Origin of the sequence: Candidatus Thiodiazotropha endolucinida (assembly GCF_001715975.1) — a bacterium.
In the GTDB taxonomy this organism is placed as follows: domain Bacteria; phylum Pseudomonadota; class Gammaproteobacteria; order Chromatiales; family Chromatiaceae; genus Thiodiazotropha; species Thiodiazotropha endolucinida.
Window position 1 is genome coordinate 1 of record NZ_MARB01000019.1, and the last position, 13,473, is coordinate 13,473.

16 protein-coding genes are annotated in these 13,473 nt (G+C 45.6%); all 16 read right to left on the bottom strand.

Annotated features, from left to right (window positions below):
* A partial coding sequence (locus CODIS_RS14965) for a TadE/TadG family type IV pilus assembly protein (protein ID WP_201259037.1) occupies positions 1 to 242 on the bottom strand: 242 nt, incomplete at its 3' end.
* 46 nt (positions 243 to 288) lie between these two features.
* A complete protein-coding gene (locus CODIS_RS14970; RefSeq protein ID WP_069126761.1) occupies positions 289 to 819 on the bottom strand; it encodes a tetratricopeptide repeat protein in 531 nt (176 codons plus the stop codon).
* Positions 800 to 1,159 (bottom strand): DUF192 domain-containing protein, encoded by a 360-nt coding sequence (locus CODIS_RS14975; RefSeq protein WP_069126762.1) that lies wholly within the window; start codon positions 1,157 to 1,159, stop codon positions 800 to 802. Before CODIS_RS14975 ends, CODIS_RS14970 begins: the two co-directional genes overlap by 20 nt.
* A 26-nt stretch (positions 1,160 to 1,185) precedes the next feature.
* Positions 1,186 to 1,599 carry a hypothetical protein gene (locus CODIS_RS14980; protein ID WP_154723156.1) on the bottom strand — a complete coding sequence of 138 codons (414 nt, stop codon included), beginning with the start codon at positions 1,597 to 1,599 and terminating at the stop codon, positions 1,186 to 1,188.
* Positions 1,600 to 1,782: 183 nt separating this feature from the next.
* Positions 1,783 to 2,703, bottom strand: a complete 921-nt coding sequence (locus CODIS_RS14985; RefSeq protein WP_069126764.1) for a type II secretion system F family protein — start codon at positions 2,701 to 2,703, stop codon at positions 1,783 to 1,785.
* On the bottom strand, positions 2,704 to 3,552 hold the full coding sequence (locus CODIS_RS14990; RefSeq protein ID WP_069126765.1) for a type II secretion system F family protein: 849 nt from the start codon (positions 3,550 to 3,552) through the stop codon (positions 2,704 to 2,706).
* The gene (locus CODIS_RS14995; RefSeq protein WP_069126766.1) at positions 3,552 to 5,246 is read right to left on the bottom strand and encodes a TadA family conjugal transfer-associated ATPase; all 1,695 of its coding nucleotides are present in this window, start codon (positions 5,244 to 5,246) and stop codon (positions 3,552 to 3,554) included. Before CODIS_RS14995 ends, CODIS_RS14990 begins: the two co-directional genes overlap by 1 nt.
* 5 nt (positions 5,247 to 5,251) lie before the next feature.
* On the bottom strand, positions 5,252 to 6,370 hold the full coding sequence (locus tag CODIS_RS15000) for a type II and III secretion system protein family protein (protein ID WP_154723157.1): 1,119 nt from the start codon (positions 6,368 to 6,370) through the stop codon (positions 5,252 to 5,254).
* Between the two features lie 46 nt (positions 6,371 to 6,416).
* Positions 6,417 to 7,253, bottom strand: a complete 837-nt coding sequence (gene cpaB, locus CODIS_RS15005; protein ID WP_069126768.1) for a Flp pilus assembly protein CpaB — start codon at positions 7,251 to 7,253, stop codon at positions 6,417 to 6,419.
* 202 nt (positions 7,254 to 7,455) lie between these two features.
* Complete coding sequence (locus CODIS_RS15015) at positions 7,456 to 8,175, bottom strand: hypothetical protein (RefSeq protein ID WP_154723158.1); 720 nt, start codon at positions 8,173 to 8,175, stop codon at positions 7,456 to 7,458.
* Between the two features lies 1 nt (position 8,176).
* The gene (locus CODIS_RS15020; RefSeq protein WP_154723159.1) at positions 8,177 to 9,016 is read right to left on the bottom strand and encodes a hypothetical protein; all 840 of its coding nucleotides are present in this window, start codon (positions 9,014 to 9,016) and stop codon (positions 8,177 to 8,179) included.
* A 51-nt stretch (positions 9,017 to 9,067) separates the two neighbouring features.
* Positions 9,068 to 9,445 carry a hypothetical protein gene (locus tag CODIS_RS15025; protein WP_069126772.1) on the bottom strand — a complete coding sequence of 126 codons (378 nt, stop codon included), beginning with the start codon at positions 9,443 to 9,445 and terminating at the stop codon, positions 9,068 to 9,070.
* Positions 9,446 to 9,457: 12 nt separating this feature from the next.
* Positions 9,458 to 11,014, bottom strand: a complete 1,557-nt coding sequence (locus CODIS_RS15030; RefSeq protein WP_162420246.1) for a Tad domain-containing protein — start codon at positions 11,012 to 11,014, stop codon at positions 9,458 to 9,460.
* An 86-nt stretch (positions 11,015 to 11,100) separates the two neighbouring features.
* On the bottom strand, positions 11,101 to 11,400 hold the full coding sequence (locus CODIS_RS15035) for a hypothetical protein (protein WP_069126774.1): 300 nt from the start codon (positions 11,398 to 11,400) through the stop codon (positions 11,101 to 11,103).
* A 163-nt stretch (positions 11,401 to 11,563) separates the two neighbouring features.
* Positions 11,564 to 12,238, bottom strand: a complete 675-nt coding sequence (locus CODIS_RS15040) for a hypothetical protein (protein WP_154723160.1) — start codon at positions 12,236 to 12,238, stop codon at positions 11,564 to 11,566.
* Positions 12,239 to 12,280: 42 nt separating this feature from the next.
* On the bottom strand, positions 12,281 to 13,174 hold the full coding sequence (locus CODIS_RS15045; RefSeq protein ID WP_069126776.1) for a hypothetical protein: 894 nt from the start codon (positions 13,172 to 13,174) through the stop codon (positions 12,281 to 12,283).
* Positions 13,175 to 13,473: the final 299 nt, after the last annotated feature.

Sequence of the window (13,473 nt, forward strand, 5' to 3'; positions counted from 1 at the left end):
AGGGGTGCCAGGCGCAGCCCCAGCTCCCGGCGCATGGCGTCGCTCTGGGCGTGGTTGACCGCGCCCTTGCGCACCGCTTCGAATGTGGCGTAGTTGATAGTGGTCTTGGCATCGAAGAGCAGTGCGCTTTGCAGGCCACCCAGTCCCATCAGCAGCAGTGCCGGTAGTGAGACCAGCAGCTCCGTCATGGCAGCGCCACGTTGTCCTTTGAACAAACGGCTCAACATCCCTTTGATCTGCATCCTGCTCTCCTAAATGAACTACTACTTTATGTTGTTTTGTCGTTTCTCAGTAACGAATCAATCCTTTCGCCGGTGAAGGAATATCACTGATCGGTTTGTAGATGATTTCCCGCAGTTTTTTGAGCTTGGTTTCTATCGCCAGCCGTTCATAGCTTGATTCCTCAGCCAAATTCTGCGCCCTCTGTAATGACTGATGCGCTTTCATCAAATAGGCTTCCGCCAGATTGTGATATGGTTTCGGTTGCCTTGGGTCACGCTGTAGTGATGATTCATAGGCATGAATCGCGGCCTCGATATTGGCCTGATGGAGCCGTGAGTTTCCGAGCCTGAACCAGGCATAGAAATCATTGGGGGCAATCTCTGTAATTGCGTGATAGTGTTGCTCCGCTTCAACCCACCTGCCCTGCTCATAGGCGCTGTCAGCAATCTCCAGATTTGTAAAAGCCTTCTGCTTGGGAGCAGTTCCGTTGCATGCTGTAAGCGTAATAACCACTAATGCACATAGAATTTGAATCACTGCTTTGTTTAACACAATGGCCCTCTTAAACAGTCGCTGATTACCAATAAAAATGATCACTCTCGGAAATACCCTGTTTACTGATCACTCCCTGGTTCAGTTCCAGTGTGTAGTAGGCGCCACGTGCCGATGCAGTACGAAAGGGCTTGACACCCTCCTGACACTTCACCACCTTACCCTTCTTGTCCATAAAGACCAGATCCAGTGGATAATGCATCCAAAATGTATGGACTGATGCGCAGCGCTTGAGCAATAGACCATCAGAATCGTCAAGCCGCTTTTTCCCTAATAGTCCGCGCAGACGAGTCAAATAGCTATCCGCTACCCATGCATCGAGTACAGGAGATTCTTTGGCGTGACAGTCTTCAGTCGCATGTCTTTTGAGCCTGATACGTTTCATGTTCCCTACTCTTGCTCAGTCACCTGTTAGTCTTCACCATCATCTTCGGTTTGAGTATTGATCTCCATAGCGCCATAGCCATCCCCGGCGTAAGCATGCAGTGTTGCGCGGTAGCCACCACAGGATGTATTCGTTCTTACGATGACTGCCTTGGTTCCGTGATATTTCTCGGTTTCCGTTTCATAGAGTATCGGATCGCCGGAACCACTCACCAGCTCCTCCGGGTGATCCACAACACCATTGCCATTGAGGTCGTCATAGAGGTAAAACACATGCTGGTTACTGAGTATTGGATTGGATGTGGAGTTGGAAGGTGAGAGATAGAGCTCCAACTTCATCTCACCAATCGGTCTATCATTAGGATCACTGACAGTAACCACCATGACATTGTCTTGATAATCGTCAGGGTAGAAGATGCATTGACCTTGATTATCGAGCAATTCGGTTACTGTCCAGGAAAAGGATGTAGGCGCGATTGAGACATTTGTACCTGGTGAGAATTGATCATTACTGTTGTTACATGCTGAGAAAAAAAGGCTCAACAAACCAACCGATAGCCCACTGACCAATCGTTTGGTGTATGTGGTATCAATAATTTTTAATGTAGACTTCATTTAAGCTTCCTAACCTGGCCAGTTAAAGGCCCATACCAATGGCTTGAATACAGCCCATGTCAACACACCCTTTTGAATCGCGCTGCTAAGGATGACAAAGATGATGATCAAAAAGGTGTTGGGAAAAATAAACATAACCAGCGGGCCGAGTAACTTGACCGGCGCCTCCATGGCCAGTTTTTCCGCTTTCTGGAATCGGGTCGACCTCAATTGATCGGCCTGCGCTTTGAGTACAGGCCCGAGACTCGAACCTGTCTTTTCAGCCTGGATAATACTACTGACGACGTTTCTTATGCTTTCAGTGTCTACACGATCGCCTAAGTCGCGCAGTGAATCCGACCTTGGTTTTCCTGCTCGAATATCCCTGAGAACGCGACTGAATTCTTGCCTGAGAGGTCCGTCCGATGCCTTATTGATGGCCTGTTGCAGTCCACCGGTAAAATTGGTTCCCGATTCTACGGCCAGAATGATGATATCGAGATAGAATGGCAATTCCCTAAAAATGCTTTTATTACGTTCCTCTGTTGCTTCACGTAACCATAATTCCGGATAGAAGAAACCACCTACCAGGCCGAGCACCATCATATACCATGCATTGGACCCGATCATACTCAGCAAAACATAGACGAAGAGTGAAAACACTACAGCCGCAATAACTTTACCCGCAAAGAACTGGTCAGGACTCAACATATAGTCTATCCCTGCTTTCCTTAGCCTTAACAAAGTGACGATACGATAGTTTTGGGTAATCAGCGGCCCGAAATAGTGTACAAATGCACTGACAAGCGGCCAGGTCAGTCGAAATCCCAATGGCGGTCGGTCAAGATAGGATCTGTCCTGATCCGGAACCACGGCAAACACCCGATATGTGTTCCAGATAATCAGGGTAACTACCCCACCGAACATTATGCTGACGATTAGAAATTCCATTTAAATATCTATATTGACTATTTTTCGAATCATTAACCCACCAATAATCTCAAGGATTATGATGATGGCTAAAAAGATCCAACCAAGCAGATTGGTGAATATTGGTGCGATATTTTCACGATCGACAAAATAGAGTGCGGCGATAATGAAGAACGGCAATAAACCGACCACCCAGCCCTGCAAGATTCCCTGAGATGTGAGTGCCTTGATCTTGCCCTCCATCTCCATCTTCCGCCTCAGGCTATCCGACAATCGACGGAATATTTCCGATAGGTTACCACCCACATCATTTGCAATTTGCGTTGCTGTGACAACCAAATCCAGTTCTTCGGCCTGCACACGTTCAGCAAGATTATCCATCGCTTCGGACAGGCTCATACCAAGCCTCTGTTCCCTTAGAACCAGTGAAAACTCCTGGCTTATAGGTCCCTTGGTCTCATTCACCATGGTTTCCACAGCTGAAATGAAGGTCTGTCCGGCACTCATACCACTGGCAATCTGTGTCAATGCATCAGGTAGTGCATGAATAAGTTTCTCCTTGCGCTTGGCCTCCATCCGTATGAGCAGTAATTTCGGCATTACCAGTAATACAAGGACCGCCAGTGCGATATAGAAAAAAGATCCGGTAAAAAAGTAGATGACAACCGGTAACGTCAGCAATGACGCTATATTCAGCAAGAACATCTTTTTTGCATCTACAAAGAGAAACAGGTTCTCAAGTTTGCTCTCAGTTTGCTCTGTAAATACCGATTGATAGCGCTCATAGCCATGCACACTGAATCCCAACAGTACCCAGATAGCGGCACTGATGGCTACAAACACAAATGCAAGAATAAAATTGATGTCCATCAATGGAACTCGTCTTTTTCGTTTCCGAAGATTGATAAATCAACCGGGACGCCGATTGATTTCAATGACTCATAGAAGGACGGTACGAAACCAGAGGCAACAAACTCACCCCATACTTTCCCCTGTTCGTTGAATCCACGCTGTCTGAATTCGAAGATATCCTGCAGCTGAATTGTGCTACCCTCAATACTGGTAACCTCTGTAATTTTTGAAATTTTCCTGGAACCACAAGCATATCGTGTCTGCTGAACTATAATGTTAACCGCAGATGCTATCTGTTCACGAATGGCCGTGACCGGCAGATCCATACCTGCCATCAATACCATTACCTCAAGCCTTGAAAGTGCATCCCTCGGGCTGTTGGCATGTGCCGTAGTGAGTGAACCATCATGGCCGGTATTCATTGCCTGCAGCATATCAAGGGCCTCGCCTCCCCGGCACTCACCAACGATAATACGATCAGGACGCATACGCAGTGTGTTTTTCACCAATTCTCGAATGGTGACAGCACCACGCCCCTCTATATTTGCCGGTTTTGCCTCCAGCGATACCAGATTAGGTTGGTAGAGTTTAAGCTCGGCAGCGTCTTCCACGGTGACTATGCGCTCACCATCCGGTATGAAGCTTGACAACACATTCAGCAAGGTGGTCTTACCCGAACCGGTACCGCCGGATACGATGACATTCTTGCGCTGCTCGACACAAACCCTGAGGAAATCGACCATTTCCTGATTGATCGATCCGTAATCTATGATGTCGCTGAATGACAATCGATGTTTAGCGAATTTTCTGATTGTCAGGCTAGGTCCCTTAATAGCCAATGGCGGGATAATAGCGTTGACGCGAGAGCCATCCTTTAAACGGGCATCAACCATAGGACTTCCTTCATCAATGCGTCTGCCCAACGGAGTAATAATGCGTTCAATGACTGACATGACGGCCTGGTCGCTACTGAAGTTTTCACCGCTATTGATCAATTTGCCGGCACGTTCTACAAAAACTTCCTGGTGATTGTTGACCATGATCTCCGTAATTGAATCATCTTCGAGAAAACGTTCAAGCGGACCAAGACCGACAGCCTCGTTGAGCACGCTACTACGAAGCTTTGTAATGTCGATATCAGCGGGAAGATCTGATGAGATGCGGCCAATGATTTGATCAATAAGTGTTTCTGCCTCGACCCTTAACTGTTCATCAGACATGCTGTGCACGTCTTTTCGCCGGAGATCCATCTCAGAAATCAGCTGTTCGTGGATTATTCTTGTCCAGTAGAGAATTATCTTTCCTTGTTCATTGATCAGGCTATTGACAGGGATGGTTTCTTGTACCGGTTCTTTTATTTCCCGGTCTGCGTCTGTGCTCTCATCAACAGGATGTTGCGTTATTGCAGAATTTGCCTTGCTTGGGTCAATCTCCACTCTCAGGATGACATCACCGATTGTAATCTCGTCATTGTCTGTCAAAGGACCATAGTTGATAACACGTTCTCTATTGACCCAGATTCCTGTGATACTTCCCAAGTCCTCAATGTGTATCTGGTTGTTTTGCGAAAAAAGTGTTGCATGTCTTTTCGCAATATGTCGATGTTTGAATACCAGATCGCTATGACGCGCGCTGCCAATTACACACCTGTCTCCCTTTACAGTGTAACGAGTCCGGCGCTTGCGGCCTTGTTGGTAATGAATATCAAACATTTCGATTAATCCAGGATGCTGAATTCGAGCTCTTTCTTCAGTTGATTAACGGCATTGTTTCGAACCCCCATCAGATTTTTTGCCCTTTGATCATAGGTATCATCAATTTCAACAACCTCTGGTGTGAGAAAGACCACCATTTCTGACATTTCATGCTGAATATCATTACTCTTAAAAAGGTCGCCAAGCACAGGTAAATCACCCAGTCCTGGAACCTTACTGGTGCCCCTGCCTTGTTTTGCTTTTAACAATCCCGAAATAACGATTGTCTGTCCAGAATGAACATTGACTATAGTCTCCGTTTCATTCTTTAAAATACCCGGCACATCCAACACAATTGTAGACGTGTCGATCTCGCTGACTTCTGCTTTTATGGTTGTATATATCTGCTTTTCATTATTTACCCGCGGTGAAATATCCAGCTTTATTCCGTACTGCTTGAATTCTACGCTGGTTCCACCATTTGTACCGATCACGGGTATAGGATACTCGCCGCCGGATATAAATTTGGCAGTACCACCATTGACGCAGCTGAGAACAGGCTCTGATAACACGACAGCATCACCGTCTGATGCCAGTAGATTGATGCGTGATGTCAAGGCTGTCGCTATACCGAAGTAAGACGCGAAGGGCTTCATATTGAGAGGCAGTGGTGTACCATCAATTGCTGAGGTTGGCGACCTGAACAGGGAATTCGTTACAAAATCGCCGACTGTTGCGAAGGTTGGTCCATCTAAATCCGTCGACCAGTCTATGCCGAGCTTGGAGATCGCACTTTTTCTGAACTCAACCATCTTGACACTGATCCTTATCATACTATCCATTCGAACACGCTTCTCAGGATCTTGCTCTGTTACCCGAAAATTGTATTGACTATAACTTCCATCCTTATTCCAAAGACGCAAGGAGGTACTTCCTGCTTTCTCGCCAATCACCAGTAATTCATCTGTACTAAGTATTTCGAGCTTGATTATACCTGCCTGTCCAATCGCAACACGGTCAACAGATACTTTACCGAGTATCCTGACCTCACCAATAAACAGATCGACATTCTTTGCATAAACACTGGTTGCAATCATCACCATATATAAGGTGATGACTGTTTTTAAGACTCTACTAATCACTTGTTGATTGTCCTCAAAAAGGCCTTATTCCGTATAAGAATCTAGCTCATATACCACCAATAATGTACTCAATTCCTTTTTCTTTTCGGACAATCCGTTTCCTGATTTTAGGTTTTGGATTCGGCTTGTTTAACAAGCGCGCAACTGTCATTGGATCATCGCTAATCAATTCATCATCTTGCGGTGAACGCAACAGCGCGGTAATCTTTCCAATACTTTTAGCAAGCGTTATTTTTTCTGCCACTTCCGGCGTCACTTCAACAGTAATGATTCGAAATGAGTCATCTGACTGCCTTCCGGTTTTATCTATTTGGGTATAGGGACCAGTCGCAATCACATGCAGATTTTGAATTATCGGAATGATCCTGTCCTTGTAGTCAAGTAACAGATCAATTTTGTCATTCGGTTGAAGAAAACCTGATATTGAATTGATTTTGTCAACAGTGAAGGCAAGCGCCCTCTTACCGGGCTTTAGTTTACCTGAGAAGGTTGGTATCAATCCGCCTTCAAGATGAGCCCACAGCAGCGGTCGCCCCTTTGTGATATCAAAACTGACTCTTTGTCCTGTTGCAGTACCGAATGTTGACTCGGTAACCGCATTTTTGTGCGCATACTTTGCTGGGATTCTGCGTACAGAAAAGTCACGCAATGTAACAATTGTTCCTCTTTGGATATTTCTGTTCGGCACTACAAGAGCGACCATCTCCTCGGTCTTTTCCAGCTGGCTTTTGTAGTAGTTGACCTTTTTTTCGATAAAATCCTTTGTCAGATAAACCCCGCCCACACCAAGCACCACTGATATTATCAACATAATTACATTCTTGTTGAAAATACTGACTTTCTTTCGTTGACCAGTGGAATCTTTAGTTTGCATCATATCCATAGTTGTCTACTCGATCATTTAGGGTAATGAATAGAGAAGAGACCTGTTTCGGTCATAGTCCCTAATCGAATCCATAAACAATCCCATCACTGACTGATTATCATCAGTTACTGGTGCAAACAAGAACATGACCAGTATGAATGTCACTAAGACATACTCCAGGGCGATGTGGCCTGTTTGTTTGCTTTTTGTGTTTTTATGATCAGCTATTCTCATTCATCTCTACCAGGTTGGCGATGATTATGGTCTTGCCATCATCTGCTTCAGTTACAGCAATATCACAATGCCATTTATCCCTCCTGAAGTAGAGTATCGCTGTTTTTGTCTTTTCGCTTCCTCTAGCGTATTGCCAACCATCCGCATGCATATTGTCACGATAATAGTCTCTATTTACATGTACGGAATATTCATTGAAAAACACCAACGTATATGCAGCTCTTCCCTTGTCGATCGATTCTGTGTTTGAGAGAAGCCGGCTGCCCTGGATGCGAGGAAATTCACTTGACCACTGGTTTGGCTTTGTTGCACGAGAAATATCAGTGACTAATATATAACCCTCAGTAGATCCCCGGCTTGATTTTCGCGCCTGCACGACAACGCTTTTATCTGTTTCCATCTTACTTAACACATGCCATTCTCCGACATGTTTTTCCAAATAGGCAGGCACGTCGTTCCGGTATTTTGATATGTCTGACCAACGCTGTTTGTAGAATACCAACACTTCCGTCACCGAAGACTCTGTAGAAAACTGCTTCATCTGCAATGGCATTCCGTTTTGAACAACCTCACCCACGTATATCACTGATGCAACTGGCGGATCTGCAACATCATGAATGTCATAAGCAGAGCAAGTGCTGCTAAACGCTATAGAACACATTGCATATCGCCAGATATCAATGAATTGTTTTACATTAAATGCCACTTTAGTCTTCCGCATATCGATCCATCGGTAACACATGAGGGTTAATATAACCAAACCCCCCATTGCTATCAGAACGAAGACCTTGAATATCCGCAAAGAAGGGTACAATGGTTGTCACACCAGCCAGCGTATCACCTACTGATTCCAGGGCTCCGGCCGGGACGAATGATCGTGATCGTCTTGCAGCTTGTGCAGGGTCTCTTGCGTCCCAACTATCTGCATAGATTGTGTTTGAACGGCTAACACATGCTGCTATGGTTTCAGATTCCTGTCCATTACAGTCAACACCTGATGTCAAAATAGTATTACCAGCAACTTCAATCGATACCCGGCCTGTATATAAACCATTCTCCTCGATATCCCACTGACCACCTGTAATACTGGCAAGTGTATCGCCAATTTCATCGATCCCTGCTGAAAGCGTGCCCGCTATACTCTCGGGACGTTGGTTGCTGACTACTGTATCAAAACCTCTGCCAAGCACCACAAGACGATTTTCCTCATCATCTTCGTCATAGCCAAAGCCGCTCCAAAACGGGTTCTCAAACCTCTCATCGGTAAGTACCTCACGGTCCGATCGTATCTGCAGATCAGGACGAACAAAAAATCGATTATTGACTTCTGACTCCAATTGCTCGATATCTTTGTAATGTGGCCCTGCAATCGTCTGTTCCCAAGCCAGATAGCGACTTGACTGAGCAGTCGTATGATTAATATCTGCGATCTTGCCCATCAGTGGAATACCTGTCAGCAGAGGCACCGTAACTGTTGCGATTAAGATTGTTTCAACAGTGGCATTTCCCTTCTGTTTGAATAATCGGCACTGTTTGATGGCTATCATTAGTGTTTCCTTTTGTTGATCAACTCGCATAAACCAAAGCTGAATTGGTAATCACAAGAATGATATGATTGCACTTTCCGCTGCCTCTTCTACAGCGTCCTCCAGTGCTTGCTGAAGTTGATCGGTCACCTGGTCGACAATCTCATCTTCGAACTGATCAACATATGCCTCTCCCTGTTGTTGAGCATACTGTTCAAGCATCCGTTCATACTGTCCGATCTGTGTTTGTGCCGCGGTGCTGACACCTTGTAAAATACCTTGCTGCAGGTCGCTTGCCACCAAGTCTGTACTGTAATGCATGTTTTGCAGTTGTGTGAGCTGTGAATCCACATTAACCAGCTGGTTCTCTAGTTCTGCGCGTCTTTCCTCATCCGTAGTGCTGCTTAATTGCGTTTGCAGTGACTCTTCGAGGTCAAGTAATCGCTGCAATTCCTCTTCTCTTTATCCTATGTAATGCTGTACGCCCGCAGCAACACCGGATGCACCATCCGATAAGAGTAACGAATCTCTCAATGCCCATGCCATGAATCGATTTGACGAAGGTGTTTCAGTCAATCTCACTTCCCAATATGGGCTGAACAGACTGGCAATTTCATATCTGCCCCTTCTCCTTGACGGTATGTAGTCATCAGGTGGGTGAAAAAAAAGTTCACCGCTGGAAATTGCCGCCAAGCCTTCACCGGCCATCTGGTCTTGTGTTCCGAACATTCCCTCACCTATGCCATTTCTCAGTTCTTCATTTGGCACAGAATCCGACCCCAGGCCGTCAATTTTCGATGCTGTTCGCACATGATTTTGCGGCAGTTCAACCTCGATACGTAAAGTCAGTCGGGGATCGCGGTTTTCACGACTTAAGTCCTGCAAGTCATAGTAGGCCCTGATACCTTCATACTCTGCATCAAGTTCTTCCTTTTCTATATTAGCAAGCCTTTCTGCCCATCTGTTTTCTTGCATATAGCGGGGACAACCATCGTTAAAGAAATACCACCCCCACCAACTGCTGCTCTGGTATTGGCTATCGTCACATTCAAAATCACCATTGACATAACGAGAGCCCCACCCCAATGGAATTTCATCATGATCCCAGCCACATCCACGATGGTCACAATCCCATACCTCTATGTGAAAGGAGAGTGTGTCCTTACCTTTCCATTCCCATTCTAAATTACTTGCTGAACTGTTATTCTGAAATAAATAACTGCTTGATGTTGACTCCTCGGATATAAAATTTGTCCTCCCCTCTTTTTTAACCCAAACGCGTACAATACCAAGATCCAGCCTATTTGGTGCGCCAGGCAACATATCACCAGTTCGAAGATCCCTAGAACTGGTAAATTCATCCTTCGAACGATTTACGACGTTTGCCTTGCGTAAGAGTCCGTCGTTATCTTCATATCTCTCAGTAAAATTGTTCCAGTTCACTCCATTTTGTCCCATACCGATAACCGCATAAGCCGTATCGACGTTGTAGCGATCATCATTTCTCTCGACAACCTCTCTCACAATACCGGGTGTTGCAGCGAAACTTGCCAAAAATATTGCATGTTGCGACTGACTCAAAACACCATTGACAGTGTCAATAACAGGTATGAATGCCTCAGCAATATTTACCATTACACCGTCAATCATCTCTGTTATCGATTCTGCCGCCTGGGTATAGGGTCTGATGATAGGAAACCAGGTACCAATGTAGTCTATATTGCGGGCAACGATATAGGCGTATTGAGTCCATGAGGTGAGACTCACCATCTGTCCAATTGATACCTGATTGGCAACCATCGCCCTGTTTGTATAGGCCTGGTAATTGAGCGCGCGTGCCTGCCAGATAAGACCACTGTAAGCGGCAGCATCAGCTGCATTTACAAGACGGGATTTTTCAGATGCGGTTTGGCCTGTGTTGAATAAAACCAAACCAAGCAGAATGGTGGACATTAGAAAAGCTATGCCAAGTGGCAATGCTTGTCCTGTCTCTTTACAGCTAGACACACGATTCATCATAATAATCCTTTTTTTACCGGGCATCATCTGAAATCAGATGATGCCCGGTAAACCATTAGGTAAAGGAAGGCTCTTAATGGTATATATCAGTTACCTAATTGTGCTGCCTCTGAGTCATTATCATGGTAGTTGGTCATACTATTGTTGGCCTCTGCCGCCATATCTTGCGATGCTTGACCCAAGCCGCCAGCAGCAGTTCGCGCATCCGCACCGCTATTGCCACCAAGCTCCTGGCCAACACCGGCAATCGGTGTCTCAACGATCTGCCCGAAATAACCGAAAGCGCCGATAGCGGCAATCGCTATAACGGCAACTATGATTATGTACTCGGTCATACCTTGACCAAAGTGTGATTTTCTTGCTGATTTATTAAGTTTTATAAACATATCAGTAGCTCCTTTAACAGCTCCTTGAGTGAATGGTTCGATCGAAAAATATGCTTTCCTTAAAGATCTATTTATTTATCCCAAGTAAATAAAGACACTTGATAAATGAACCCTCCTTAATCAGTTAATCCTCACCAGTTATCTGCCAATCCATTTTCCAAACTCATTCGACAAAATCGGGTAATGTCACCCTACCGGTAAACAATTCTTCAATTGTAATCTGCTGCATGTCACTGGAAGGTTGGAAATATTTTCCTGAATCATCGATAAAGGCAATATCTTGCAGTTCGCTTATTCGCCCATCCTGAAATTCCTGACGAATGACTACACCAAGCAGCGTACTGAAGTGTTGCAGATGTTGCTTGCCATCACCATCCAAGCAACGCCAGACACTCAGTTCCGAATCTCCGATCGCTCGATCGGATTGCTTCTCGGCCATCATTCCATAGCAAGGCTCGTTTGCCAGAACACCCAACAGCGGCTTTTTCTCTCCTTCTATCACCCGCTGCGTTTCTTTAGTTTTATCGTTTGGTAATTCAGAGAAGTAGTGTTGGACCGGGTTAATCAGCCACACTTGTTTAGTATGGTGGTTCTTGATCACTATGAGCTCAGGTTCACCGTTCTGAACAGAAAGACGTTCAGTGCGTATCCCCATAGGACTTAGATAGATTCTGGTTTTTTTGTTTGCGTCCGTACTATCTCTTCTGTATTCGACCAATACCGCACTGAATGGCTTATTCGCGAATGCTTTCCGGTCCTTGGATGTCGATTCGATGAGATCAGCAGCATCACATGCGAATACACAGGTAGTTAAGACACATACCGCTATCAACTGCATAGGTTCACCCGCATACATCCTGTTATGGCCCTTAATCCTTGTTTACCAGGTGTAACTATTCGCTGTTCCATTACTGGTTGCGACTACATACTCGGTACAACTGACAAACTCTATGTAGCCGAAGGTCTGGTCAGTACCGGTAAAATTCAAACGTCCCGAACCGGGTTGTCCGTTTTCGCAACCCATCGTGAATGGGATTTCCGTGGTTACATCAATATAGCCATGAATAGGATCATAGATCCTGCCTGCTGCCGTATAAACCGAGTTACCATCATCTGTAACCTCAATCTCAGTGACACGGTAACTACGGCCGTCGAAACCTTGGAAATCGGAAGACATGTTGCATCTGAAATTGGCGTCGCAGGCCACGCGCCAGTCGATATCCGTTGATTGGCTACTGGCTGATGACACCGTACCCGTCATGACATAGTCAAAGGCATTCGATTGTTTGGAATAGGTGTGCCGCACTCTCCCAGTGAAGGTGTAGATGTGCAACCCCTCGCCGTAACTGCAATTGTTCAAGGAAAATATGTTTACCCAGTGGTCAGTTTCTTCGGTAACTTCCTCGACTATCGCCTCTCCGCCTTGAGTGCATACCTCTGCCGTGGTTTGCTGGTGCATCTCTTCCGTCGGTTCATAGGATCTGGCTGCTGCGCCAGGAACAGAAAAGGGGGCACTGACACTCTCTTCCTCGACAGCTTGCGCGATACCTGATGCAGCGGCAATAGCCAGATCCTTGGCGTTGGATTCATCGACAGTCGCTTGTGAATCCAATCCTGTGTAACCACTGTTTGAATTGTCGGCCGTTGAGTCGTTGTTGTTTGATTCACCTGTGTCGGCCGGATCGTCTGAGGAGCCTCCGCCCCCGCCGCATCCTTGCATTGCCAGCATCAGGGAGATCGATACCAGCACTATAACCTTTAAACTTCCTTTCATGTCCTTTAATACCTCTGATACAACTTAGTCATTCCATTAACGACCATCCGATGATCGGGAAAAAAGATTACAGTTTAATACCCAGTTATGGGAACGCCTGATCGACTGTTAGAGGTACATTTCAGAAAATGACCACAAGATTATGTGAGCCAATTCACATAATTTGGCGACATAGAGGATCTCTGTTGTGTAAATTTTTATTAAAAGCGGACGCTAATACCGGAATTTTTTTGTAGATGCTCTAGTGGTGGGATCTCATTCCAGACTGTATGTTTCTGTCTTCAACATAGCGACCGCTG